This is a genomic window from Streptomyces sp. NPDC107559 (genome assembly GCF_055657365.1).
This window is the reverse complement of sequence record NZ_JBVKBD010000012.1, coordinates 60,680-86,406: the sequence shown is the minus strand read 5'-3', so window position 1 is coordinate 86,406 and position 25,727 is coordinate 60,680. Positions and strand designations below refer to the sequence as shown.

At 71.3% G+C, this 25,727-nt stretch carries 19 protein-coding genes and 2 pseudogenes; 8 read left to right on the top strand and 13 right to left on the bottom strand.

Features of this window, described 5'->3' with window-relative positions; translation table 11 throughout:
• Nucleotides 1–30: 30 nt before the first annotated feature.
• Entirely contained in the window at nt 31–2,826 is a 2,796-nt protein-coding gene (locus ACZ7OY_RS30225; protein ID WP_471914337.1) for a SpoIIE family protein phosphatase, read from the bottom strand.
• A gap of 94 nt (nt 2,827–2,920) precedes the next feature.
• Nucleotides 2,921–3,412, bottom strand: coding sequence for a DUF4396 domain-containing protein (locus ACZ7OY_RS30220; RefSeq protein ID WP_471914336.1), 492 nt, complete (start codon nt 3,410–3,412; stop codon nt 2,921–2,923).
• A 124-nt stretch (nt 3,413–3,536) separates the two neighbouring features.
• Between ACZ7OY_RS30220 and ACZ7OY_RS30215 the strand changes: the two are divergent.
• Nucleotides 3,537–4,733 (top strand): annotated as a pseudogene (locus ACZ7OY_RS30215) (MFS transporter); the annotation flags it as partial.
• Here the strand turns inward: ACZ7OY_RS30215 and ACZ7OY_RS30210 are convergent.
• The 4 genes from ACZ7OY_RS30210 to ACZ7OY_RS30195 all read right to left on the bottom strand — a co-directional run bounded on the left by ACZ7OY_RS30210 (nt 4,643) and on the right by ACZ7OY_RS30195 (nt 7,943).
• On the bottom strand, nt 4,643–5,713 hold the full coding sequence (locus ACZ7OY_RS30210) for a helix-turn-helix transcriptional regulator (RefSeq protein WP_471914335.1): 1,071 nt from the start codon (nt 5,711–5,713) through the stop codon (nt 4,643–4,645). The pseudogene ACZ7OY_RS30215 and the gene ACZ7OY_RS30210 overlap by 91 nt on opposite strands.
• Before the next feature lie 30 nt (nt 5,714–5,743).
• Nucleotides 5,744–6,115, bottom strand: coding sequence for a peptidoglycan-binding domain-containing protein (locus tag ACZ7OY_RS30205; RefSeq protein WP_471914334.1), 372 nt, complete (start codon nt 6,113–6,115; stop codon nt 5,744–5,746).
• 180 nt (nt 6,116–6,295) lie between these two features.
• Nucleotides 6,296–6,757 (bottom strand): SRPBCC family protein, encoded by a 462-nt coding sequence (locus ACZ7OY_RS30200; RefSeq protein ID WP_471914333.1) that lies wholly within the window; start codon nt 6,755–6,757, stop codon nt 6,296–6,298.
• Between the two features lie 319 nt (nt 6,758–7,076).
• Nucleotides 7,077–7,943 carry an AraC family transcriptional regulator gene (locus ACZ7OY_RS30195; protein WP_471914332.1) on the bottom strand — a complete coding sequence of 289 codons (867 nt, stop codon included), beginning with the start codon at nt 7,941–7,943 and terminating at the stop codon, nt 7,077–7,079.
• A 255-nt stretch (nt 7,944–8,198) separates the two neighbouring features.
• Between ACZ7OY_RS30195 and ACZ7OY_RS30190 the strand changes: the two genes are divergently transcribed.
• Nucleotides 8,199–10,238, top strand: coding sequence for a calcium-binding protein (locus tag ACZ7OY_RS30190; RefSeq protein ID WP_471914331.1), 2,040 nt, complete (start codon nt 8,199–8,201; stop codon nt 10,236–10,238).
• 189 nt (nt 10,239–10,427) lie between these two features.
• On the opposite strand, the gene ACZ7OY_RS30185 is transcribed toward ACZ7OY_RS30190, so the two are convergent.
• Nucleotides 10,428–10,763 (bottom strand): hypothetical protein, encoded by a 336-nt coding sequence (locus tag ACZ7OY_RS30185; RefSeq protein WP_471914330.1) that lies wholly within the window; start codon nt 10,761–10,763, stop codon nt 10,428–10,430.
• Between the two features lie 147 nt (nt 10,764–10,910).
• On the opposite strand from ACZ7OY_RS30185, the gene ACZ7OY_RS30180 reads away from it, so the two are divergent.
• Nucleotides 10,911–12,428, top strand: a complete 1,518-nt coding sequence (locus tag ACZ7OY_RS30180) for a hypothetical protein (RefSeq protein WP_471914329.1) — start codon at nt 10,911–10,913, stop codon at nt 12,426–12,428.
• Between the two features lie 305 nt (nt 12,429–12,733).
• Complete coding sequence (locus ACZ7OY_RS30175; protein WP_471914328.1) at nt 12,734–13,273, top strand: GNAT family N-acetyltransferase; 540 nt, start codon at nt 12,734–12,736, stop codon at nt 13,271–13,273.
• A gap of 123 nt (nt 13,274–13,396) precedes the next feature.
• Here the strand turns inward: ACZ7OY_RS30175 and ACZ7OY_RS30170 are convergent, their stop codons facing one another.
• The 5 genes from ACZ7OY_RS30170 to lanL all read right to left on the bottom strand — a co-directional run bounded on the left by ACZ7OY_RS30170 (nt 13,397) and on the right by lanL (nt 18,928).
• Complete coding sequence (locus tag ACZ7OY_RS30170) at nt 13,397–13,756, bottom strand: hypothetical protein (protein ID WP_471914327.1); 360 nt, start codon at nt 13,754–13,756, stop codon at nt 13,397–13,399.
• Nucleotides 13,757–13,958: 202 nt separating this feature from the next.
• The gene (locus tag ACZ7OY_RS30165; RefSeq protein WP_471914326.1) at nt 13,959–14,837 is read right to left on the bottom strand and encodes an ABC transporter permease; all 879 of its coding nucleotides are present in this window, start codon (nt 14,835–14,837) and stop codon (nt 13,959–13,961) included.
• Nucleotides 14,834–15,943 carry an ATP-binding cassette domain-containing protein gene (locus ACZ7OY_RS30160; protein ID WP_471914325.1) on the bottom strand — a complete coding sequence of 370 codons (1,110 nt, stop codon included), beginning with the start codon at nt 15,941–15,943 and terminating at the stop codon, nt 14,834–14,836. Before ACZ7OY_RS30160 ends, ACZ7OY_RS30165 begins: the two co-directional genes overlap by 4 nt.
• A gap of 108 nt (nt 15,944–16,051) precedes the next feature.
• On the bottom strand, nt 16,052–16,207 hold the full coding sequence (locus ACZ7OY_RS30155; protein WP_202919550.1) for a VenA family class IV lanthipeptide: 156 nt from the start codon (nt 16,205–16,207) through the stop codon (nt 16,052–16,054).
• A gap of 48 nt (nt 16,208–16,255) precedes the next feature.
• Nucleotides 16,256–18,928: a class IV lanthionine synthetase LanL gene (gene lanL, locus ACZ7OY_RS30150; protein ID WP_471914324.1), complete on the bottom strand. Its 2,673-nt coding sequence runs from the start codon at nt 18,926–18,928 to the stop codon at nt 16,256–16,258.
• A gap of 670 nt (nt 18,929–19,598) precedes the next feature.
• Here lanL and ACZ7OY_RS30145 point away from each other — a divergent pair.
• Nucleotides 19,599–21,458: a transketolase gene (locus tag ACZ7OY_RS30145; protein ID WP_471914323.1), complete on the top strand. Its 1,860-nt coding sequence runs from the start codon at nt 19,599–19,601 to the stop codon at nt 21,456–21,458.
• Between the two features lie 64 nt (nt 21,459–21,522).
• Here ACZ7OY_RS30145 and ACZ7OY_RS30140 read toward each other — a convergent pair.
• Nucleotides 21,523–21,957, bottom strand: a pseudogene (locus ACZ7OY_RS30140) (LysR substrate-binding domain-containing protein); the annotation flags it as partial.
• A 15-nt stretch (nt 21,958–21,972) separates the two neighbouring features.
• On the opposite strand from ACZ7OY_RS30140, the gene ACZ7OY_RS30135 reads away from it, so the two are divergent.
• From ACZ7OY_RS30135 to ACZ7OY_RS30125, 3 genes are all read left to right on the top strand, one after another.
• Complete coding sequence (locus ACZ7OY_RS30135) at nt 21,973–22,122, top strand: hypothetical protein (RefSeq protein ID WP_471914492.1); 150 nt, start codon at nt 21,973–21,975, stop codon at nt 22,120–22,122.
• A 200-nt stretch (nt 22,123–22,322) separates the two neighbouring features.
• Complete coding sequence (locus ACZ7OY_RS30130) at nt 22,323–24,005, top strand: hypothetical protein (protein ID WP_471914322.1); 1,683 nt, start codon at nt 22,323–22,325, stop codon at nt 24,003–24,005.
• Nucleotides 23,995–25,665: a hypothetical protein gene (locus ACZ7OY_RS30125; protein WP_471914321.1), complete on the top strand. Its 1,671-nt coding sequence runs from the start codon at nt 23,995–23,997 to the stop codon at nt 25,663–25,665. Before ACZ7OY_RS30130 ends, ACZ7OY_RS30125 begins: the two co-directional genes overlap by 11 nt.
• Nucleotides 25,666–25,727 lie beyond the last annotated feature (62 nt).

The following is a 25,727-nucleotide window of genomic DNA, read 5'->3' as shown; positions in this document are numbered from 1 at the left end:
GACGGACGGCGGTCCGGCCCGCGCCCCGCATCACAGCTCCGCCATCAGCAGACCGCTCAGGTCCCCCGGGGCTCCGGCGTCGAGCGCCTGCTCAGCCCAGATGATCTTGCCCCGGTCGGTGTACCGGGTCCCCCAGCGGCGGGACAGCTGCGCGACGAGGAACAGTCCACGGCCCCCCTCGTCGGTGAAGGCCGCGCGGCGCAGGTGCGGGGAGGTACTGGTGCCGTCGGCGACCTCGCAGATCAGGCTGTCGCCGTCGCGCAGCAGCCGCAGTCTGATCGGGCTGGCTCCGTACCGCACGGCGTTCGTCACCAGCTCGCTGAGGATCAGCTCGGTCGTGAAGGCGGCCTCGCCGAGGCCCCAGGCCTCCAGCCTTCGGATGGCCTCGGCACGGACCTGGGGTACGGCCGCGGGGTCGTGCGGCACCTCCCATTCCGCGACCTGCTCCGGGTCGAGCAGCCGGGTACGTGCGACGAGCAGGGCGACATCGTCGCTCGACCGGGTGCGCAGCATCGCGTCGAGCACCACCCGGCAGGTGCCGTCCGGGGTGGCACCCTCCGCGCCGGCGAGCGCCTCCCGCAGCATCTCGAGCCCGACGTCGATGTCACGGCCACGGGCCTCGACCAGGCCGTCGGTGTACAGGACCAGCCGGCTGTCGGCGGCCAGCAGGAGCTCGGCCGTCTCGACCGGCAGGCCCGCGCCCGCCCCCAGCGGCGGGGCGACGGGGACGTCGGGGAACGTCACCCGGCCGTCGGGCGAGACCAGCGCCGGACCGGGATGCCCGGCCCGGGCGAGGACACACCGCCCGGAGACCGGGTCGTAGACCGCGTACAGGCAGGTGGCACCGGTGACGGCCTCGGAGTTGCCCTCGGCCGCCGCGTCCTGGTCGATCCGGGTGATCAGGTCGTCCAGATGCCCGAGGAGCTCGTCCGGAGGCAGGTCCAGGGCGGCGAAGTTGTGTACCGCGGTCCTCAGGCGGCCCATCGTCGCGGCGGCGTGCAGACCGTGTCCGACGACGTCGCCGACCACCAGGGCCACCCGGGCGCCCGGCAGCGGGATGACGTCGTACCAGTCGCCGCCCACGCCCGCCTGGGCGGGCAGGTACCGGTGCCCGACCTCCAGGGCGGACAGTTCGGGCAGCGTTCCGGGCAGCAGGCTGCGCTGGAGGGTGACGGCCGTGGTGTGCTCGCGGGTGTAGCGGCGCGCGTTGTCGATGCACACGGCCGCCCGGGCGGCGAGTTCCTCGGCAGGGGACAGGTCGTCCGGCTCGAAGGGGTCCTGCTCCGAGCGCCAGAACTCCACGATCCCCAGCAGTTGGCCCCGCGCCTTCAGCGGCACCGAGATCATGGAGTGGATGCCGTATTCGATGATCTTCTGGGCCCGCACCGGATCCTGGGCCCGCCATTCGTCGACCGCGGCGAGGTCCGCCAGCAGGACCGGCCGGCCGCTGGTCATACCGATGGCCACGGGGTTGCGGGGCACATAGTGCATCAGCGTCCCGACGGAGTAGAGGGGCGCGTGGTCCTGGATGCCCGCGGCCGCGACCCGCCGCATCTCCATGCTCGCCCCCGCCGGTTCACTGCCGCGCAGCACGGGCTCCATCAGCTCGATCGTGGCGAAGTCGGCGAAGCGCGGGACCGCCACCTCGGCCAGTTCCTCGGCGGTGCGGGTTATGTCGAGGGTGGTGCCGATCCGCGTGCTGGCCTCGTAGAGCAGTTGCAGGCGCCCGCGCGCCACGTCCGCGCGGCCCGCGAGGGCGCTCAGCTCCGTCGTGTCGCGCAGGGTGGCCACACTGCCCCCCTTCAGGCCCACCGGCCGCAGGTTGACCGCCAGCAGGACGTCCCCGGCCAGGAAGACCTCGTCCGTGACCGCCCGGTCCGATTTGAGCAGTGCGACCAGGGCCGGACTCAGCCCGGATTCGGTGACCGGCCTGCCCTCGGCCTCCGACGGCAGTGCGAGCAGCCGGCGCGCCTCGTCGTTGACCAGCAGCAGCTTTCCGTCACCGTCCAGGATGATGACGCCTTCGCGGACCGCGTGCAGCACCGCGTCGTGGTGCTCGTACATGCGGGTCATCTCCACCGGCCCCAGGCCTCCGGTCTGACGCCGCAGACGCCCGCTGACCAGTGCCGACCCTCCGGCGGCCAGCAGCAGCGCGACACCACCCGCGGTGAAGATCACCGGCAGCTGGTCCTGCACCACGCTGGACACCTTGTTCACCGTGACCCCCACGGTGACGAGCCCGACGGCGGTCCCCTTCTCGTCGAAGACGGCCACCGTCGAGTCGACCGCCTTGCCCAGACTGCTGTCGAACGTGGTCTGGTGGGGCTCGCCTTCCAGTGCCTGGCCGTAGGAGGTGGAGACGTGCTTGCCGATCTGATTCGGGTCCGGGTGGGTCCACCGGAAGCCGTAGGGGCTCAGGGCCACGACGTAGTCGACGCCGGTCTTCTTGCGTACGGCCTCGGCGTGCGGCTGGAGTGCCGCCGTCGGGTCGTCGCTCTGCATCGCCTCCGCGGTGCCCGGGGCGTTCGCGAAGGACTCCGCCGCCACCAGTGACCGTTCGGCGGCATCGTCGATCGCGCGGTTGCGGTCCTGGAACACCAGCACCACCACGGCCGTGGCGATGAGCAGCAGGACGACCACCAGCTGCAACAGGAAGACCTGACCGGCGACGCTGCGCGGAGTCAGCCACGACCACACACGCCTGCCGGCCGACCGGCGACGGGCCTTCGGGCCGGCTTCCGGTGGCACGGCCTTCGGCGGTACGGCCTTCGGCGGTACCCGGCCGTCCCGTCGGCTCGCCGGGACGGATCGCCCTAGTTTGCCCATTTTCTCAGTATCGGCGAGCAACCCGCCGGGCGCGGCTCAGGACGAACCCGAACCGGTCCGGCACGAGGTCCGGACCGGTTGGCGGACGGCGCCGTCAGTGGTACGCGTGCACCACGGCATGGCCCTTGCCGCGGCCGATCATCCACCGGTTGACCGGCGTGGTGAGCACGAAGGCCAGAACGAGGGAGAGCGCGAGCGAGGCCCAGAAGACGAACTGACCGAGGCCTGCGTCCATCGCTCCGGGCACAGCCACGATGACGGTGTTGTCGATCACTTCCATGACGGCGATGGACACGGTGTCCGCGGCCAGCGCGACCTTCAGCGCCTGACCGAGCGGCAGCCCGGCACGCAGCACGCCGCGCATCGTCAGCGCGTAACCGAAGACGAAGGCGAGCGCGATGGAGATGACGACAGTGGTCGCGTTGTGCAGGCCTGCGGCGGTACCGATGACCATGCCGAGGACTTCACCGATGGCGCAGCCCGTCAGACAGTGCAGCGTCGCCTGAGCGGCGGTGCGCCAGGACGTGCCGGAACCATGGTGGGCGTAGTGCTGGTGCTCGTGGTGGTGGTGTGCGCTGTGGTCCATCGTCGGCCTCCCCTTTGCCGGATCGCGTCACCGACCTGAACCATATACCCCCCTGGGGTATTCCCGTCCCGTCCGGACTTCTTCACTGACAGAAGATGTCAGTGAACCTCCGGACAGTGGTGCCATGATCCTCAGTCACCACTCCCGCCGGGCCGAGCGACTGCTCGTGCCCGCCGCTTTCGCCACCGCGCTCGGCAACAACGTCCAGCTCGTCGCCGGGGCACTGCTCCTGATCAGGGAGCAGCAGACCATGATGGCCGTCGGCTGGCTGTTCATCGCCGTCGCCGGGCCGCAGGCCCTGCTGTCACCGTTCTTCGGCCATCTGGCCGACCGCTTCGACCGGCGGGCCCTGTGGATCGGCTGCGATGTCACCAGCGCGGCGCTGGCCCTCGGGCTGCCGCTGTGGCTGGCCTGCGGCGGCGCCCCGGGCTCCGGGATCTACGGCGCCAATCTGGCGCTCGCCGTGATCGGTGCCCTGTTCGTTCCGGCCAGCTCCGCGCTGGTCAAGGAGCGCATTCCGGCGGAGCGGCTGCGGCGGTTCAACGCCCGCTACGAGATGGGGACCCAGGCGGGGATGCTGCTGTCGGCGACGGTCGGCGGGCTGTGTGTCCAGGCGTTCGGTGCCATGCCCCTGCTGGTGTTCAACGCCGGGACGTTCGTGGTCTCGGCGCTGTGCGTGTGCGCGGTGGGACGTCGTCAGGACCGAGTGCCCGCGGCCCCCGGCGCCGGGAAGCAGCCGCCGCCCCGGACGGCTGGGCGGACGCCGCTGCGGATGCGTCACTTCATCCTGCTCTACGCCCAGGGCAGCGTGGTCGTCACCGTCTTCAACGCCCTGCTGCCCACCGCCGTGCTCAGTGAACTTCACCTGGGAGCAGGGATGTTCGGGGTGGTGGACGCCCTCGGGAGTCTCGGTTTCCTGGCGGCCACCGGTGCCTACCGGATCGTCAGCACACGCAGTACGGACCTTCGTATCGCCGTCGTCGGCTTCCTGCTCGTCGGTGTCGGCCTCGTACTGCAGAGCCAGTTCGGGATCGCCGGATACCTCGTCGGGGTACCCCTGGGTGCGTTCTTCTTCGGGCAGGCCCGGATCGCCTCCCGCACCATGCTGATGGCCTCGGCCGACGACGCCTCGGTCGGCCGGGCCTTCGGGCTGGCCAACGGCGGCGGGCTGGCGGCCACGGTCGGGGTGATGTTCCTGGTCGCGACGGTCACCGACCACAGCGACACGCGCTACGGCTTCGTGGTCCTCGCCGCCCTCGCACTGCTGGCGACCGTGTCCGCCGGACTGCTGCTGAGGTCGCCGGCCTCCGTGCGGCCCGATGCGCGCGCCGGCCGGTACCGGTCGAGCACGGCCGCGGCCGTCTCCGCGATCCTGCGGCGCAGCTCCTCGGGGGCGAGCACCTCGACGTCCGGCCCCAGCGACAGGAGTGTGGGCACCGCCAGGTCGACCGATTCCAGCGGCACGGTCGCCGTGACCCAGCCGTCGGCGTCCGGCGGACCTGCCGAGGCCTCGACGGCGCGGACCAGTACCGCGTCCAGGTGATCCGGCAGTGCGGCGAGCAGTGCCGGAGCGATCCGCAGCGAGGCCTGAAGCCGGAGCCTGCGGGCGTCGTAGGCGGCGAGGTAGTCCTGCCAGTGAGCCATCAGGTCGAAGCCGTCGGGGCGCTCGAAGCCGTCCTCCCGGACGTCCAGGCGCAGGATCGACGACACCCGGTACGTGCGCACCGTGCCGTCCACCGCTGCGACCAGGTACCACACGCCCGCCTTGAGGACCAGGCCGTAGGGGTCGAGTTCCCGCTCGACCTCCTGCGGCTCGGCCCAGCGGCGGTAGCGCACCCGGATCCGCCGCTGGTTCCACACGGCATCGGCGAGGGCCACGAGAGCCGGCGGGGAGTCCTGTTCCCGGTACCAGCCGACGGCGTCGAGGTGGAAGCGCTCGCGGATCCGGCCGACCCGGTCCCGCAGTGGCGTCGGGAGCGCCGCCGTCAGTTTCAGCTGCGCCGCCGCGAGCACCTCGCCCAGTCCCAGGTCGTCCGCCGCGCCGGGCATCCCGGCCAGGAACAGCGACTCGGCCTCGTCGGCGTGCAGTCCGGTGAGCCGGGTCCGGTAGCCGCCGAGCAGCTGGTAGCCGCCGCGGTGCCCGGCGTCCCCGTAGACCGGGATGCCCGCGCTGCTCAGTGAGTCGATGTCCCGGTAGACGGTCCGGGCCGAGACGCCCAGCTCCCGGGCGAGCTCGTCGGCCGTCAGCCTGCCCCGGTTCTGCAACAGGAGGACGAGTGACAGGAGCCGCGCCGCACGCATGAGCGAATCATCGCAGGTCCGGCGCCCGGATCAGCCTGGATAGGGCAGATAGCAGTCCAGGGCCGGGTGGTAGAGCACCTGCCAGGTGCGGTCCTCGATGACGCCGCTCTGCTGCAGGCCGTGGCAGACCTGGATCCACTCGATCTTCTTCAGCATGACGATGCCGTAGACCCCGTCGAGAGTGAGTTTGGGCGGCTCACCGCCCCACATGTTGCTGAGGCACTGTGCCTGCCTGACCGCCTCGCCCGTGTCGCCGTAGACGAGTGTGGGGCGTAGATCCGACGGCATGCCGGAACAAGCGGTCGGACCGGGATCGGCCGCAGCGGTCTGCGGAGCCATGAGGCCGAGTGCCGACGTCGCGCACACTGCCGCGACCACGGTGAGCAGTCGGTTTCGTCGCATGCCCACTCCTTCGATGGCGGTATCCGGCCATGATCCCGCATATACGGCCAAACTCGCGAGTTGTGAGCCCTATGTCCCGAGAACGACCGAGAACGATATGAAACGGCTCAGAATTGAACGAATCCGGGTGAGACGGTACGGACCGTGACAGCGCCCTTTCCCCGCCTCACCCGGGCTCGGTCAGCGCCCGGCATGTTCTGCGTGCTCCGCGTGCTCGCGCACGGCGATCCGGGCCAGTTTCGTGAGCATCATGCCGTTGCGGACCGCGACGATGTAGTCCACCGGCAGTCCGTGCATCCGGGTGCCGGGTCCCCGCAGGGGGTGCCAGTCGAGGGTGAGGAGGGTGTGCTCGCCCCAGGGAAGCAGTTCCATGGCGATACGGGCCGCACCGAAGGGGTCCGCCTTCGCCTCCAGTTCCAGGCGATGCTGCGGTTCGCAGATACGGACGACGCAGGTGTCGTCGAGGGTCACGGGTCCGATGCCGACGCGGACCTTCAACCGGGCGCCGACCTCGGGCCAATGCGGGTCCGCGGCGAGGACCTGCTGGGTTCCCGTCACCCACTCCCCGTAACGGTGGCCGTCGGACAGCAGGCGCCAGACCTCGGACGGCGAGTTCAGGATCAGACGGCGGTTCCGGGCCATAATCACGCTCCTGGAGGACGGTCCGCGTGCCAGGCGTCTTCGGCCGAGGCACCCCGGGCCGAGGACACCCGGCGCGGCAGGCGTCCGGCAGTCGCGAAGCCCTGCGCGCGAGCCCGGCCGCTCCCCCGCTCGACGGGGGTGCGGCGCGGCCGGATCCCGCTCCGCCCGCTCACGGCGCCGGCTCCCAGCGTCCTGCCGACCGCACCACGTGCCCAGTCCGACAGGTCCGGACGGGTGAGTGCCCTTCCCCGGGGAAGCCTGGCGTCGGCGGCAACCTCCAGCGCCTCGCGCGCCTGCCTCGGACGGCTTGCTGATGTGCTCAGGCCCGGTCGGGCTCCACAGGCAGCCACAGCTCGGCATCGGCCTCGGTCTTGTCCGACGACAGGCGCATACGCAGGATCTCGGGGCCGGGCCGGCTGCGGTACGGGTTCGAGGGGAACCACTGCGTGAACACGTCCCGCCACAGCTCCTGGATGGCCTGCGGTGCCGGCCCTGAAGTGGTGAAGACCGCCCAGGTGCCGGCCGGAACGCCCAACACGGTCGATCCCGCGGGTGCGTCCGCAGTGGTGATCACGCCCTGGTAGTAGTCGAGTTCGGTGCCCTCGGCACGACTGGGATCCAGGTCGTCGCAGACCGCGACGATGCCGGACGGCTCCTGGTCCGACAACTTCTCCAGACCCTCCAGGAGCTGCGGATCGATCCCGCGGACAAAGTCCATGATCGCCTGGTTGGGCCCCGAATGCACCAGCGGCACCCGGGCCTTGAGACCGACGACGGTGAAGTCCGCCTTGTCCACGACGCGGTATCGCATACTGCTGTTCCCTTCGATGGTGAGGCGGAAGGCCATCCGGGACTGGGAGCTGAGCGCGGCGCCGGTGCGGCGGGCCTCGCCCGGTCCGATACCGTGCATGGCACGGAACGCCCGCGCGAACGACTCACCGGAGCCGTAGCCGTAGCGCACCGCGATCTCCAGCAACGTCTCGCGCCCCGCGAGCACTTCGGCGCCCGCGACGGTCAGCCGACGGCGCCGGACGTACTCCGACAGCGGCATGCCCGCGAGCGCGGAGAACATCCGGCGCAGGTGGTACTCCGAGGTGGCCGCGATGCGCGCCAGCTCGTCCACCTCGATGACCTGGTCGAGATGGCGCTCGATGTGCTCCATGGCCTGGTTCAGCCGCTCCAGCATGCACGGTTCCTTCCTTGACGATCACCACGCTAGGCATCGCCCACCATGTCGGACCCGACATTCTGTGCCCGATCAGGTCGGGTCCACGAGGCGGCCCGGAAGGTCGTACGGCTCGGCCCCGGCCAACTCCCCCCTATGGAGATTCGCACAGCAGCGCGAGTCGCGCTCACCCGCTCGGATGGATTCGTACGTCCGGTGAGTGCAACGCCGCTCGTGGTAACCGTCGGCGCGTGCGTGCGTCGGGAGGCTGTCGCCATGTTCACCCCACATGCACGACCGGCGCGCCAGCGGCGCGGCGGCCGCCGCCGATCCTCCCCGGCCCGGGCCGGGACCGTCGCGGCGAGCGTCCTGGCACTGGTGCTCGCCGTCCCCGGGGTCGCGGCCGCGGCCCCGGGCGGCCTGGACACCACCTTCAGCGGTGACGGCAAGGTGCTCACCGACATCGCCGACGACGATCACGCGGAGGACGTGGCGGTACAGCCCGACGGAAAGATCGTCTCCGTCGGCTCCTCCGTCGACGAAGCGGTGACGGAGAGCCGCTTCGCACTGACCCGCCACAACCCCGACGGCACCCCGGACACCGGCTTCGGCACCGGCGGCACGGTGACGACCGCCATCAACAACATGGGCCCGAGCCTGCAATGGGGCGAGGCGCACGCCGTGGCCCTGCAGGCCGACGGCAAGATCGTCGTGGTGGGCAGCAGCTGGCGGGAGTACGACGACTGCTGCTGGTTCGTGGTCGCCCGCTACAACCCCGACGGAACCCTGGACAACACCTTCAGCGGCGACGGCCGGGTCTTCGCCGACTTCAACAGCCCCACCGAGGCCCAGGACGTGGCCATCGACTCCAGCGGCAGGATCGTCGCGGCCGGCTCCTTCGGCGGGGAGATGGCGGTGCTGCGCCTCAGGAGCGACGGCACCCCGGACACCACGTTCGGGGGCGACGGCACGGTGACCGCCAATCCGGCGGGGCCGGTCCCGCAGGAGGGCGGTCAGGGCCGGGCCCTGGCACTACAGCCCGACGGCAAGATCCTGGTCGGAGGCGAGGTCGGCTCGACCCGCTTCGACTTCGCGCTGATGCGCTTCAACACCGACGGCAGCCTCGACACGGGCTTCGACGGCGACGGCATCGTCCGCACCGACCTGGGCGACTACGACTCCGTGGAAGGGCTTGCGGTCCAGCCGGACGGAAGGATCGTCGCCGCCGGCGGCAGCGGCTCCCGGTTCGCTCTGGCCCGTTACCTCCCCAACGGCGCCCTGGACACGAGCTTCAACCGGAACGGCACGGTGCTCACCCCCGGCGGCACGGCGGCAGACGTCAAGGTGCAGCCGGGAGACGGCCGGATCGTCGTCGCCGGAAGCAACGGGTCCGGCGGCGACTTCGCCGTCGTGCGCTACAACCCCGACGGCAGCCAGGACACCGGCTTCGGCAACGGGGGCCTCGCGACGGCGGACTTCGGCGGCACCGACGCGGCCGACGGCATGGCCCTCCAGACGGACGGAAGGATCGTCGCGGCCGGCGGGGGCGGACCTGACAGCGACTTCACCCTGGCGCGCTTCGACGGCGGCGGCACCACCCCGCCGCCGTCCGGCGTGGATCTGGCGGTGACGAAGTCCGGTCCCACCACGGTCAGCATCGGTGACCGTGCCACCTACACCGTGCGCGTGACCAACAACAGCACCACGACCTCCGCGACCAACGTCTCCCTGTCCGACGCCCTCAGCGGCGTCGCCGTCTCGGTCGTCTCCGCGACCACCGGCTCGGGCACCTGCACCACCACCGCCACCTCCGCGAACTGCTCCCTCGGCACCCTCGCCCCGGGGGCGGTCGCCACGGTGACCGTCGCCGTCGAGCCGCGGGCCACCGGCACGCTCACCGACCGGGCCACCGTCGCCGCCACCCAGAGCGACCCGAGCTCCGGCAACAACACCGCCACGGCGACGACCGCGGTCAACAACGCCCGTGGCTGCACCCGCATCGGCACCAGCGGCAACGACGCCATCACCGGCACCGTCGGCAACGACGTGATCTGCGCCCTGGGCGGCGACGACACCGTCAGCGCCGGCAGCGGCAACGACACCGTGCACGGCGGTTACGGCAACGACCGCATCGACGGCGGCGCCGGCAACGACACCCTCACCGCAGGCCCCGGCAACGACACCCTGATCGGCAACACCGGCACCGACAACCTCAACACCGTCGACAACGTCTCCGGCAACGACACCGCCAACGGCGGCCTCAACACCGACTCTTGTACGACGGACGCGGGCGACATCCGCATCAGCTGCCCCTGAGCCAGACCGAAACCCCACGACCAGGGCCCCGCACCACGTGTGCGGGGCCCACGCCGTGTGCGGGGCCATCAAGCGTGCAGGCCCGTCAGGCGTGCGGAGCCATCAGGTGTGCGGGGCCCCTCCCTCGGCCGCGGTGGCCGGAGCGCACCGGACCGCAGAACGCGCTCCGACGTCCGTCCCGCAGGCCGATCACAGCGGCGCCGTCGGCAGAGGCTTCGGGAGCGTTTCATGTCCGGCCAGGCAGAGCCTGAGGCGGCACTGGTCTTCGGCCTCGACGAACACCTGCTGCCCCCAGTAGGCGGTGAGGCGGTGCGCGACATCGACCAACCGACGGCGGTCTTCCCGTGTGTACGCCGGGAAACGCACCCAGCCCTGGTCGGCGATCTCGTTGCCGAGTTCGCTGAACAACAGGGCCCGCAATCGCTGTTCTTCCTCGTCGGTCAGCGGCGTAACTGTGCCCTCTTCGGGCCGCACCTGGACGTTGTACAGGTCTCGTATCACCGCGCGGCTCGCAATCTCGCTCAAGGTCAGCTCCACGCGAGCTTACCGATTCACCTACGTGCAGAATCAGGGGCGACGCGTGCCAAGCACGTGTCCGGGCGTTCCGTCGGCAATGCGTGAGCGTCGAAAAAATCCCGAACGCGTCGTCCACGCTCCAGGCAGGATGCCGGTGTGCATCACATCCTGTGCGGGCTCGCCGCCAACCCGGCCCTGTCGTCCGAGCTGGTCGACCGGCTGATATCCATCGCGGACGGCGACCTCGCCACGGACCTCGCCTGTCGTGCGGACCTCAGCCGCGCACAGGCGGTCGCGTTGGCCGAGCGCATCGACGCAAGCGCGGTGCAGCTCGCGTACGAGGGTCGGCTGACCGCCGCGGACGTCGATCCCTCGGTCTGGCCGGATGCCGCCCTCGCCCTGCTCGACCAGGGTGCCGGACGCCCTGAGTGGGCGCGTCTCCTTGCGGCGGACCCGGCCCGTGAACGCCGGGAGAAGCTGGCAGCATGCCGCGGCCTCCCGTCCGACGTGGTGGACACGCTCGCGACGGACCCGGACGTACTGGTCGTCGCCGAACTCGCGTTGTGGGCCGGCCCGGACGTGGCCGCGAGGCTCGCGGCGCATCCGCACGCCGAGGTCCGCCGCGCGGTGGCGTGCAACGAGGCGGCGCCTCCGGCCGTGCTCGCGGCACTGGTGACCGGGGAGGGGCTCCCCGCGGCCCGACGCTGTCTGGTCTGCGACCGCGAGGAGACGCCCTTCCAGCACGATCCGTATTGCCCACGGCTCGACTGCGATCTGCCGCCGGGCGCCGCCTGCGACGGCTCCCACGAGTCCACCGTCCACGGCATTCAGGAAGCGGCACTCCGCAACCCTGCCACCCCTGCCGAAGCCTTCGTCGGCTTCGTGGGACATCCGTCCATGCTGCTGCGCTGGACGCTTGCCGGCCGCCAGGACCTGCCTCCGCAGACCTGCGCACGGCTCGCCTCGGACCCTGTTCCCGTTGTCCGCGCCGACCTTGCCGGAAATCCCGCGATCGACGACGCCCTGATCCGCGCGCTGGCCCGCGACCGCGACCCGGCCGTTCGACGCAGCCTTGCACACAATCCCCGCGTACCGCTCGACGTGCTCACCCTCTTGGCCGGAACCACCAAGATCGGCGCTACCCTCCTGCCCCGTATTGCCGCCTCCTCACCCGCCGAGGTCGAAGAGCTGGCCACGTCACCGGACCCGGCCGCCCGGATGCTCGTGGCCCAGCGACGTGATCTGCCGCCGGAGATTCGCGACCGGCTGGCCGACGACCCCGACGCCAAGGTGGTCAAGGCTCTCGCTCCTCACCCCGGCCTCACCGACGCGCAGTTGAGAGCCATGGTCGCCCGGCACGGCGTCCGTGTCCTGGCCAAGGTGGCGACCAATCCGGACGCGCTCCCTGCGTTGCTGGAGGACCTGGTCCGCCACGAACCAGCGGTGCGGAAGGTGTTCCGTGAGGTTGCCCGACACCGCGGGGCGACGGCTTCCGCGCTGCTCGTCTGCCTGGCGGACGAACAGGCCAGACCGCTGGCCGCAAGGCACCCGGCGCTCCCGCCGCCGGTCATCGTGGAACTGCTCGCCGACGCGGACCGGCAGGTGGCGGAAGCGGCAGCGGCCAACCCGTCCCTGCCGCCTGCCGTCATACCGGATCTGCTGTGGCGGCAGTAAACACCCCGCCCGCCAAGCGAATTGCTCGGTTCCAGAACAAAGAAGAGACCCCGCCCCGAAACCCGGGACGGGGTCCTCACAGAGCGCCGGGCAGGCCTTGCACCTGCATCTCCCCGCAGGAAGCGGGGCATCTTTCCTTGGACGACCAACGCATCGCAACCCGACGCGACTTCCGCCGACCTACTCAAGATCAACCATAGCAGAAACGTTACGCCAGCTCCCGGACCCGCTCAGCGCGACGAGAAGACCGGCAGTCCGCCGACAAGCCGGGATTCCCGCGCCTCTCGGGTTGCTAGTCTGCGCGCATGTCAGACCTGGGGCCCGTCGCCTGGCCGCCTGCGCCGATCAGGACCGAGAGACTCGTGCTCCGTGCGCCCGAGGCCCGGGACCGTACGGCGTTCGTCGAGCTGCTGGCGTCGCCGGAGGTGCACACCTACCTCGGCGGTGCCCGCCCGCGCGCCGAGCTCGAACGCGAGATGCCCCGGGTGCCCGAGCGGTGGCCGGGGAGTTTCGTCGTCGATCTCGACGGGGCGATGATCGGCCAGATCCTGCTCAGGCGAGCGACGGAGCACCGTCGCCCGGCTGCCGTGGGGAAGGCCGATCTCGGCTACCTCTTCCTGCCGCGGGCGTGGGGATCCGGGTACGCCGTCGAGGCGTGTGCGGCGGCGCTGGGCTGGTTCGACGAGGTCTTTCCCGGCGAGCCGGTGGTGCTCACCACCCAGACAGCCAACGCCGGCTCGATGCGCCTCGCGGCAAAGCTGGGGTTCACGGAGGTGGAGCGGTTCCGCGCTTGGGACGCCGAGCAGTGGCTCGGGCTGCGGCCCTCGGTCGCACCGTCCGCTTGAGCCCGCGGCCGCCAGGTCGGGTACCGCCTGGGGGTGAGGACCCTCGGGTCGGCCGACCCGACGCGCGGCGCCCCGCCGCCGGGGATTCCGGCGACGGGGCGCTGACGGGACCGAACAGTCGGCTCAGAAGGCGCAGATGGCGTACACGCTGATGCCGACGCTGCTGTAGGCCTTCTGCCTGCCGAGGCCGATCCAGCCGGATCCGTCCGGGGTGGGGAAGCTGCCGACGAGCATCGCGTCGGCGCCCTGCGCTTCGGCTCCGCCACCGATGACGTGCTTGCCGGCCGGACAGTAGACGGTGCGGCGCTGGAAGTTCGGGACGTTCGCGTTGGGGAGCGTGACGATCTGGTAACCGTCGATGGCACGGGAATGTACGGGCTTGGCAGCGGGTGCGTGCTCGGGGGCTGCCTGGGCGGCCCAGCCGGCTCCAGCGGCGAGAGTGAGCGCCAGTGCACCGGCGGTGAGGGCCGTCTTTGCTCGCATGTGTCTCCTCCTGGTCGTGCGGGACGTCTGTGGTTGGCGTCCCGTCACTGGTGCAACCCTGCCGGACACAGGAGGCACGAACCGATCTTTTCCTGACCAAACGCCCTGATGGTGGGACGTGGAGGTGCAGAAGCGTGAGGGGCGCAGGACCCGGGCGCGGGGTGCGGACGGGTCAGGGGTCACTCGGGGCGGCTGTCGGGTGTCATTCGGGGCGGCTGAAGCGGCGGGCGGCCCAGAGCAGGGCCGCGACTCCGCCGGCCAGCAGGACGGCGCCTTCCAGGAGCAGGGAAGGCTGCCGGCCGAACCACTCGATGCCCACGGCGGTCGCCTGATGCGGTACGCGGAGCGCGATGACGCGGCGGAGCAGGTCCACCCCGTAGGCGAGCGGGTTGGCGGCGGCCAGCGTATGGGCCCAGCCGGGCAGGTTGCCCAGGGGGAAGAAGCCGCCGGAGAGGAACAGCAGCGGCATCATCACCAGGCCGAGCAGCATGTGGAAGATCTCGGGCCGGTCGAGGCTCACGGCCAGCAGCAGGGACAGGGCCGTGATGGTGAACGAGGCCAGGATCATCACGGCGAGGAGCAACGCCAGGAGAACGGGGTCGTAGGGCAGGCCGACGGCGCCGGCCAGGCCGAGCAGGACCGCTCCCTGGACCGTGGAGACGATGGTGCCGCCGGCGCAGCTCCCGAGCAGGAGGGTGGGCCGGCTGACCGGGGCCATCAGCAGTTCGCGCAGGTAACCGCTCTGCCGGTCGGTGATCAGACGGACGCCGACGATGATGGCCGGCGCCTGTACGGTCATCATCAGCATGCCCGGGAAGAGAAACGTCTGGTACCCGACACCCAGTGAGGAGTTCGGGATCAGGGCGGCCAGACCTCCGCCCAGGACGAAGAGGTAGAGCACCGGCTGGATCAGCATCAGGGCGCTGTGCGTGGGCTGGCCCGCCAGGCGCAGTAGATCGCGGTGGACCAGGGCGTGGACCGCCCGCAGTTCGTGGCGCAGGGACAGTCCTGGCTCGCGGCCGCCGCTGCGGAAGGCGGGGGTGCCGGCAGCGTCCGAGGCCGGGAGAGCGGGGGCGGTCATGGGGCCTCCTCGGTCGCTGCAGTACCGGCGCCCGGAGCCGGGTCGGCCGGTGTCGGGTGCGGCCGGGGGGCGTGGATGCTGCGGCCGGTGTGGTGGAAGAAGACGTCGTCGAGGGTCGGCGGGGTCGCGGACGCGGCGTGCACGGCGATGCCGTGGGCTTCGAGTGCCGCGCACAGGCGGGGAATCCAGGCGCTGCCGTTGGGCACGCGCAGGGACACCCCCTCGGTGTCCAGGGTGACGGCCGGGCCCGGCGGCGCGGTCCGGGCGACGACCTGCCGTGCCGCCGTGTCGTCGCCGGTACGCAGCAGTACCCGGTCCGCCCCGATCTCGGCCTTCAGCGCGTGGGGCGTGCCCTGGGCCACGAGTCGGCCGCGGTCGAGGATGCCGAGCCGGTCGCAGTGCTCCGCCTCCTCCAGGTAGTGGGTGGTGACGAAGAGGGTGCTGCCGTGCTGCTCGCGCAGTACGCGCAGGTGTTCCCAGACCTGGGCGCGGGCGTGCGGGTCGAGTCCGGTGGTCGGCTCGTCGAGGAACAGCACCTCGGGCGCGTGCAGCAGGCCACGGGCGAGCTCCAGGCGGCGGCGCATGCCTCCGGACAGGGTGCGGACCGGGAAGCGGCGGCGGTCGTCCAGTCCGACCGCTTCGAGCATCTCGGTGACGCGCACGCGCGCGTGGCGGCGGCGCAGTCCGTAGAGGCGTGCGTGGATGTGCAGGTTCTGTTCGGCCGTCAGGTCGGGGTCCAGGGCGCTGTGCTGGAAGAGCATGCCGACCAGTCTTCTGACCTGGTCCGGCCGGCTGAGCACGTCGGCGCCCGCCACCGTGGCCCGTCCGGCGGTGGGGCGGGCCAGGGCGCACAGCAGGGCGAGGGTGGTGGACTTGCCCGCGCCGTTGGGGCCTAGGAAGGCGTAGGTCTCGCCCTTGAGGACGTCGAGGTCCAGGCCGCGTACGGCGTGGGTGGTGCTTCCGTCCGGGCCCGCATAGCTCTTGACCAGACCGCGCGTGCTGATGGCGTACACCGGGGCGGCGGCCTGTGCGGCGACCGGGCCGGTGCGGGTGGCGGTCGGGGGGACGGCTCGGGTGCGGGCTTCGTCACCGGCATGTGGCTGCACGGTCGGCTCCTCGTCCACGGGGGTGTCTTCCGCGAGGCCTGCGGGCCGCGGCGGAACCGGCTCCGGCCGGTGGCCGCCCGAGGGCGGCCACCGGCCGGAGGATTTCGACTAGGCGCAGCTGACGCCGATGCAGACGGTGTTCAGCAGCGTCAGCAGGCCGACGCACGCGCACGTGCCGCTGAACTGCGCTCCGTCGACGCCGACCGGGTCGGTCTCCGGAAGGGCGTGCAGGTGGGCCAGCAGCTCGAGGGCCTGGTTCTCCATGACATTCTCCTTCTGTGAGCGGTTACGACAGGAGGATTTACCTGTCGTTCAGCCCGGCTCCTGAACCATCCAGTGCCGGGAGTCTGTGTGGCGTGTCCTCAGAAGGAACGCCAGGATCCCTGCGGATCCGTCGCTCCAGCTCGTCGAGACGTCCCCGTACTCGTTGGGGAAGACGACGTGGCTGTCACGGTGGGCCCGTTCGCAGACGATGAGGCGGGCCACGTCCTCGGCCATCGACCGGTAGGCGGGATCCCCGGTGACCTCGGCCATGTCGAGGAGGAAGTCGCCGTTGCCGGCCAGTCCGTGGCACTGGGCCACGGCGGCGCGGGAGGCGCGTTCCACGACGGCGTGTGCGGCTCCGCGGGCGAGGTCGACGAAGCGTTTGTCCCCGGTCTGCTGCCAGAGCCGGACCAGGAAGGAGCCGATGCCCGCCGAGCCGTGACACCAGTAGGGGGCTGTGGGCACGTCCGTGGCCTGGGCCGGCCACTGGGCCGTCTGACCGACCATCACGGCGTTGGCCACCAGGTGCTCCCCCGCCGCCACGGCCAGCTCCATGTGTTCCATGCGGTGGGAGACAGCCGCGGCGGCGAGGAGGAAGCAGCCGATGCCGGACGTTCCGTGCGCGAAGCCCAGATACCGTTTGCCGGCCTCTTTGGACACGGCTTCCGCGGGGACGGGCCAGCTCACTCCGGTCGGTTCGGGCCGTGCGGCGGCGGCCAGCCGGTCGGCCGCGTCGGCGACCAGCTCGGCCAGGCGTGGGTCACCGCTGCGGTGCCACAGATGGGCGGCGGCCAGGCCGCTGCCCGCGCAGCCGTGGGTGATGTCGTAACTGGGCGTCCGCTCGAGCGGGGCCAGTGCCAGGGCCAACGCGTGGTCGGTGAGCGCGCGGTCGTCGATGGCACGTCCGGCGTCGTACAGCGCCCAGGCGATTCCGCGGCCGCCGAAGTGCAGTCCCGGACGGATGGAGCCGGTGTCGGTGCGGGCGACGATCCAGTTTCCCGCGGTACGGAGCAGATCCGGCAGGCGCGGGGCGCCGGTGAGCTCGAAGTACCGGGTCAGGACCGCCAGTACACCGGCCGCACCTTGCTGCACGGTGCAGGGGTCGGTCTCGCCGGCCAGGGTGGACACGGGCCACAGCCGCCCCGCGTCGGCCGGGGTCATCGACTCGACGAGGTGGTTCACCATCCCGGTGACCACGACCTGCGTCGCGTCGTCCGGCTCGGCTGTGCGTGCCGGTGCGGCGGTGGGGCGCGCGGTCCATGACGGGTCCGCCGCGCGAAGCGCCGTACGCGCCCTGTCCGGGTCCCAGCGCTCGCCGGGATCGTCCTTCATCAGCCCGAGGATCATCTCCCGCAGGCCCTCCGGCAGGCCCAGCGTTCCGGCACAGGCGTCCAGCCAGTCGGCGAACCGCTCTTCCTCGGACCTGCAGGCCGGCTCCTCGGGCAGCAGGTTCGGTACCTTCCCGGCGAGCACGAAGCACACGGTGGCGCCGAGACTGTAGTAGTCGGCCGTCGGGGAGACGGGAGCGTCCGCCAGGCGCTCGGGGGCGCTGAAGCCGGGGGTCCCCACCTGGGTCGGGAGCGCGATGTCGTCCTCCAGGACGGCGAGCTCCAGGTCGATGAGGCGCAGTTCCCCGTCGGGGCGGACCATGACGTTACCCGGCGTGAAGTCCCTCAGTACGCAGCCGCAGGCATGGGCCGCCGCGACCAGGTCCACCAGACGTGCGATCTGGTCGAGCGCCTCCGCCCGGTAGCGCTCGCTGCCGACGTCGCGGAAGCGCTCGGCGACCCAGTTGCGCAGGGGTACGCCCGGTACTTCCTCCAGGGCGAGGAACAGGTGCCCGCCCGTCTCGAACGTCGCGAGCAACTCCGGTGCCAGTCCCGTGTGTTCGAGCTTCTCCAGCGTCCTGGCCTCGGTCCGCAGCCAGTCGCGGACGTCGGAGCCGGACCTGTCACCCTCGACGTGCGGCCGGGCCTCCTTGATCACCACGGGTGCGCCCGTGGTGACGTCGGTGCCCCGGTAGACGCCGCCCTTGTTGGTGTGCCGGATCGCTTCCCGTACCGAGAACCGGCCGCCGAGCAGTACGGGCTTGCTCGCCGCCTTCTCCTGCTGCGGGGGAAGGGGTACCGAGGCGGGGAAGGGGCTGACCGCCCAGGGGGGTGGCGCGTACTGGCCGGTGCGCTTGTCCTCCACGGGATTGCCGTCGGGGTCCTCGATGAACCACACCAGCAGACCCTCGTCCGACAGCCGCCGCCGGCCGACGAAGGCGCCGTAGCGGTAATGCACCAGACTTCGCGGGGCGTACGGCTGGTCGGACAGGATCCGGGGGCCGGCCAGGCCTGCCGTGGCCCTGTGCAGCTCCATCGCTATTCGGGCCGCGGCGCCGTCGGAGGGCGGGTATACGGTGATGAACTTGCCGGAACTGCCCCGCGGTGTGGCCCGGGAGTTGAGCGCGCTCACCTGTTCGAGCGATCGCACGAACTTGAATGCCGCGTCTTCGCGCAGCAGTACATCCAGGGCCCTCACAAGGACTTCCGGTGCGGAAGCCGCCGTCGCGGAAACATGCAGTTTCCAGCCTTGCCGGCGTTGAATTCCGGACCGGCAGGTGAGGCGGCACCACATCTCGTCCGCGTCGGTCGTCCAACGCGCCTCCGTACCCGTGGCCTGTAACGCCCGGCGGAGCAGACTTTCGAGGTCGACTTCGGTTGCGTGGCTCGTCATGCGTGTCCCTCCCATCGGTGAGAACCGCTGAGAGAAATGTGCCGTCAGCCCGAAGAAATGCACAACACCCGTCTGCCGCATTCACTCGGTCCAGCGAGCGCAGGGTGTTATCGCCGTTATGAACGGTACAGTCCGGCGCAAATATCGGCGCGCGAGCGCCCCGCGCAGAAATACCCCACCCGTTCGAGGACTTCGCCGTCTGCACCGGTAAAGCACAAACGGACCGAATTGATTCGCCCTCAATCAAGGATTGATGATACAGATTCAAAAGAGCCGCGGCGACCCGTCGACCCCAACTCTCCCAGCAGTTCTTTTATACCGCCACGACGGCGCGCGCCGTTCCCGTTTTCGCGATCGGTCAATCCCCGGCCGCGGTCGAACAGAAAATTGGGCCGGAGCAGCGCCCGTGGCCAATGCCGCGGCCGCCGACGGATGCCGTTCCGCTTTCCGTCAGCCCGTCCATTTCATCCATATAATAATACCGACCGGTGGGAGAAAAACGGCGGCCGCGGGGACCGGCCGACGGCGACGGACCGGTTCGGGCCGGAGCGGCCCGGGGCGCGCCGCCCGAGGTCCTGCACCGCCGAAGGGGGAAAACCTGCCCCGGAGCGATCGGCCGCCGCGAACGAGGGAACCCCTAACGCGTCGTCCGCTCGAGAAAGGCACCGCCATGACCACCACCCTCGGCCCCGACAGCGATCTGTCCCAGATCTTCGAGCTCGCCCAGCAGCTCCGCGTGGACTCCGTCCGTGCCAGCACCTCCGCAGGCTCCGGACACCCCACCTCCAGCCTGTCCGCGGCCGATCTGATGGCCGTACTCATGACCCGCCATCTGCGCTACGACTGGGACGCCCCCGACAACCGGGCCGGCGACCACCTGATCTTCTCCAAGGGCCACGCCTCTCCCCTGCTCTACGCGATGTTCAAGGCCGCCGGAGTCGTCGACGACGACGAGCTGATGACGACCTACCGCCGCTTCGGCCACCGCCTCGAGGGCCACCCCACCCCCGTCCTGCCCTGGGTCGACCTGGCCACCGGCTCACTCGGCCAGGGCATCGCCTACGCCGTCGGCATCGCCCTGGCCTGCCGCGATCTGAGCAAGCTCGACTCCCGGGTGTGGGTCCTGTGCGGCGACAGCGAGATGACGGAGGGCTCCGTCTGGGAAGCCCTGGACAAGGCGGGCCGCCACCGGCTGGGCAACTTCACCGCGATCATCGACGTCAACCGCCTCGGCCAGAGCGGTCCCACCGAACTCGAATGGGACACCCACGCCTACGCCCGCCGCGTCGAGGCGTTCGGCTGCCGCGCCCTGGTGGTCGACGGCCACGACCTCGACGCCGTCGACAAGGCCCTGACCGCCGCCGACGACGACCGCGAATCCCCCACCGTCGTGGTCGCCCGCACCGTCAAGGGCCGGGGCGTCAGCGAGGTCGCCGACAAGAACGGCTGGCACGGCAAGCCCCTGCCGAAGGACATGGCCGAACGCGCCGTCGCCGAGCTCGGCGGCCGACGCGACCTGCGCGTACGCGGCCCCCAGCCGCCGCAGGCCCCGCCCGCCCCCGCACCGGCCGCCGGGCACATCGAGCTGCCCCGCTTCGAAGTCGGCGACAGCGTCGCCACCCGGGTCGCCTTCGGCAAGGCCCTCGCCGCCGTCGGCAACCGCCCCGACGTGGTCGCGCTGGACGCCGAGGTCGGCAACTCCACGCACGCCGAGGACTTCCAGAAGGCCCACCCTGAGCGGTACTTCCAGACATACATCGCCGAACAGCAGATGATCGCCAGCGCCGTCGGCATGGCCGTGTGCGGCTACCGCCCCTACGCCACCACGTTCGCCGCCTTCCTCACCCGTGCCCACGACTTCATCCGCATGGCCGCCGTCTCCCAGGTCACCATGGCCCTGTGCGGCACCCACTCCGGTGTCGAGATCGGCGCGGACGGCCCCTCCCAGATGGGCGTCGAGGACCTGGCCATGATGCGCGCCGTCCTCGGCTCCACCGTCCTCTACCCGAGCGACGCCACCTCGTCCGCCGCACTCACCGCCGCCATGGCCGGCCTCGACGGCATCTCCTACCTGCGCACCACCCGCGGCGCCTACCCCGTCCTCTACGACGCCGACGAGACCTTCCCCGTCGGCGGCTCCAAGACCCTGCGCCACGGCGCCGACGACCGGGTCACCCTCGTCGGCGCCGGCGTCACCCTGCACGAGTGCCTCGCCGCCGCCGACCGGCTCGCCGCCGACGGCATCACCGCCCGCGTCGTCGACCTCTACTCCGTCAAGCCCGTCGACACCGACACCCTGGCCCGCGCCGCGCGCGAGACCGGCTCCCTCGTCGTCGCCGAGGACCACCACCCCGAGGGCGGCATCGGCGAGGCCGTGCTGTCCGCCCTCAACGCCGCGGGCGTCCACGCGGCCGTCGCCCACCTCGCCGTCCGCAGCCTCCCCGGCTCCGGCACCACCGCTGAACTCCTCGACGCCGCCGGCATCTCCGCCGGCCACATCGCCGACGCCGCCCGCAGTCTGCTCGGGTGACCCGGCCCGGCCGTGACACGGACCCGGGCAGGCGGCCCGGACGGGGTGGCTGAGTCCCTACCGCTCACGCGGCGCCGCGCGTCCTCGTACGGCTCGCGGCGACCGCGTCGGCGAAGCTCCGCGCGAGCGGGGAGAGCGCTTCCCAGCGGCATACGGCACAGCGGCGTACGGCCCAGCCGTCCGGCAGCGGCGGCAGCGCCGGAACGGGGACGAGACGCAGAGCGCCGCCGTCACCATGTGCGGGCAGGCCCTGTACGGCGCGTACGACGGCGTGGCCCAGGCCGAGTTCGGCGAGGAGCAGGGCCGTGTCCCGGTCGGCGACGCTCGTGTCCGAGCCGGACCGGATCCCCGGTTCGGCGAAGGCCGCGTCCAGTCGGGCGCCGGAGGTGGAGTTCGGCGGCAGCCGGCCGAGGCGGAGGTCCGTGCGGTCGGCTGCGTCGATGCGCGGCCGGGCCGCGAGCGGATCTTCGGACCGCGTGGTGAGTACCCAGGGCACCGAAGGGACACGGACACCGTGCCTGCTCTCGCCGCCACGACCGACCGGGCCGTCACCCTGCTGCGTGAGTCCGGTGCCGAAGGCATCGGCCATCCCGGCGGCACCCTCCTCGCCCATCTCCGGCGCGTACCGGCGCGGCTCCGGGAGTCGCTGAGCGCCGACGCCTGACTCGACTGCCGCACCGTGCTTGCCACTCCCGCCTCCGGGCCGGGCGTGGAGAACTGACCGCTGTGGCGCGGACCGTGGCGCGTTCCATGCCCCCGAAAGTCCCCTGCGTCACAGCTGTCACACAGGTAAGTTACCCTCCGGTGTTCGGGCTTGATCGGTCCGATACATCCTTCTGACCTGTGGGGGGTCCCTGCATGCGCATGTCGCGCGCACATCGGGCTGCCGTTTTTCGGAGCGCGGCCTTCCTTCTGACGACCGGACTCACGATCGGTGCGCTGGCCGCGGTGCCGGCCGTCGCCGACCCGGTGACCGTGACCGGTGTGTCCACCGATGACGACGGCAGGCTGTCCGTGGCGCTGCCGGACAGCCAGGCGCTGTGGGTGAAGGTCAGCGTCCGCGACCCCGCCCGGCCGGATGCTCCCGTGCTCGCCTCGACGGACGAGCTGTCGTTCAGCTGGGAGCACGGCTGGAGCACGGACCAGCCGCTGCGCCTGCCCGGGGACGCCGCCTACGGCGACTACCCGGTCGACGTCGACTTCCGGCTGGCCGACGGCACCGTGCAGCACTGGAGCGGCGCCGAGCACGGCAGGTCCGGACTGTTCGGCTACCGGCTGCACACCGGTGTGGCCACGGCCGCCTTCGACCGCGCGTACACCGACTACGACCACCGCGACGCGATGCTCAGCGGTACCGTCACCACGTTCGACCCGGCGACCGGCACGACCGGCGCGGCCCGGGCCGGCACCCAGGTGAGGATCGCCTGGTCCACTCTCCGGAACGGGACCTGGATCGACGTCTCGCAGACGGTCCTCACCGACGAGTCCGGCGCCTTCACGCTGCCCGTCACCCCCGGCGGCAGGCTCCTGAGCGGCACCGCCACCGTGGTCGCTCCCCAGGCCGACACCGATCCGGAGGACGCCGAGGCGATTCCGGAACTCGACGCCGTGACGACGCGCTACCGGATCACCGCCGAGGCGGACAAGGCGCGTGTCTACGCCGGGAAGACCTTCAAGGTCAGCGGCAACGTCCAGCGCTTGACGCCCAACGGCTGGGTGCCCTTCGCGAACGCGCCGGTCATCACCACCACGCATGCACCGGACCCCTGGAACCACACGGTCACCGACATCATGGGCAGTGCCGCCGCGGGCGCCGACGGCACGTTCTCGTACGACGCGAGGGCCGACCACACCACGACCCACTACACCTATGTGCAGCCCTCCGACTACCTGGCGGACTACACCGACCCCTTCAGCGACGAGGTCACCGTGCCGAGGGCGGGTCAGATCGGCAACCTCAGCGCGACCCTGGACGCCTACCGCACGATCACCGTCACGGGCCGGCTCAAGCCGGAGTGGATCTGCAACGCCCAGACGGTGACGCTCCAGTACTCCAAGAACGGCCGCGACGGCTGGCAGAACCTCGCCTCGGCCAAGGCCGAGGGCGGCACCGCGGGCTACTGCCCGTTCACCATCCGCGCGCTCGGCCGCCCCGCGGGCTACTACCGAGTGGCGCACGGCGAGAGTTACACCCTGCTCCCGGTCAATTCCGCCGCCTTCAGCCGCAGTCGGATAGAGACGCGCATCGTGTCCTTCGACATGACGCCCAACCGGCCGTACCGCAACGCCTCGCTGACCGCCAAGGGCACGCTCCAGTACAAGTCCGGCAGCACCTGGAAGAACTACAAGGGCGGACGGATCGTGCTCGTCCTCAGGCCCAAGGGCGAGAGCACCTGGTACTGGGTGGTCAAGGGGACCACCGACTCCGCCGGCCGGTTCAGCCTCAAGACCAAGGCCTACGAGGACGCCACGTGGGGCGCCTACCTCGCCGCGGATTCCAAGCACTTCTACAGCGAGTCGAAGTCGGAGTATGTCGATGCCCGCTGAGCGCAGATCCTTCGCCCTGGCCGCCGCCATCGCGGTAGTGGCCACCGCGCTGAGCACGGTGCCCGCTTCGGCCGACGACGCGGGACCGGTCGGTATCGGCGTGGCCCGCACCGCGGACGACCGCGGGACCTTCACCGTCACCGCGTGGACGGACGCCCCGGGCGCCGCCGTGACCTCCGTCTCCGCCCGGGTGCGGGCCGGTGACACGGTGGTCGCCGAGGTGCCGGCGCTGACCAGGACCGGTTCGACCTGGGCGCTGCCCGCCGACGCCGCGCTGAAGCTGGTCGAGGACGGTGGGACGATGCCCCACCTCGGCGCCTACTCCATCGACGTCAGCGCCACCGACGACCAGGGCCACACCACGACCCGCAGCGCGGCGGGAACGCTCGACTTCACCCTCCGGCCCGCGCTGATCGACACGGCCGGCGACAACAAGCTGGAATTCACGCGCCTGCCGACCTACGACCGCAGAAGCCTCGGCGCCACCGACCGCCTGGTCGGCATCGAGCCCGGCTCCGGCGACCGGGTGCCGATCGAAGGCCGTACGGTCGAGGTGACCCGCTCCTACGACGGCGGCGCGCCGCGGCCGGACGACACCTTCACGGCGGTCACCGACGCCGAGGGCCGCTTCACCACCGAAGACCTCGACATGGCCAACTGGGCCAGTTTCACAGCCCGGTTCACCGCGGCCGACGACCAGGTGCACGGCGACGCGCGCGCGTTCGGCCGTCCGTCGATCTCCCCGGCGAAGGCGTCCGTGACGGCCACGGCCGACCGCACCCGGGTACTTCCCGGGCAGACGCTGACCGTCACCGGAACCGTGAGCACCGGCAGCGGTGCCGACGCGGCCGCTCTCGCGGACATCCCGGTCCGGATCAGCCTGCGCACCTACGGCAGCGACCGTCCGGCACTCACCGTCACCACGGACGCGTCCGGGCACTTCTCGGCGGTGCTCCACCCGCCCGCGGGCGTCGGAGTCGACGGATGGTCCGCCGTCCCGCCCGACATGTACCTCTCCGCGACCGCGGCCAGGGGCTCCCTGGTCGTGCCCGAGGAGTCCGTGCTGCGCAAGGTGACGGCGTCGCTCGCCGCCAACGGGCAGGTCAAGGTCACCGGCCGACTGGCGCACGCGTACAACAACAGCTCCTCCGACGCGGAGTCCGTGCGCCTGGAGTACTCGGCCGACGGGCGGACCGGCTGGCAGAGCCTGGCCACCGGCAAGTCGGACTACTACGGCAACTTCACGCTCTCCGCGTGGGGTTACATCGACGGCTACTACCGGGTCCACCACCTCGCCGACGACAAACTGGCGGAGAGCACCAGCGCCCCGGTCCGGCTCAGCCGCGTCGACACCCGGGTGTCCTCGATCAAGGCGTCCGCCGTGAAGGTCACGAAGGGGGCCACCGTCACCTTCACGGGCACCCTCCAGGAGTACGTCTCCCGCACGTGGCGGCCGTACAAGGGGCAGCACGTCGAGCTGTTCTTCCAGAAGAAGGGCTCGACGAAGTGGACGTACGTCGCTTCGGGCACCACGAGTTCGACCGGCAAGGCCACCCTCAAGGGCAAGCCCACCGCCGACGGCAAGTGGCTGATCCAGTACTTCGGTGACTCCAGGCACTTCGACAGCGGCGGCACCGCCGTCTACGTCGACGTGCGCTGACACCCACGCCGCACGGCACGAGCGGGGCCGACCGGGACGACCGGCCGGCCCCGCTCCCTTTT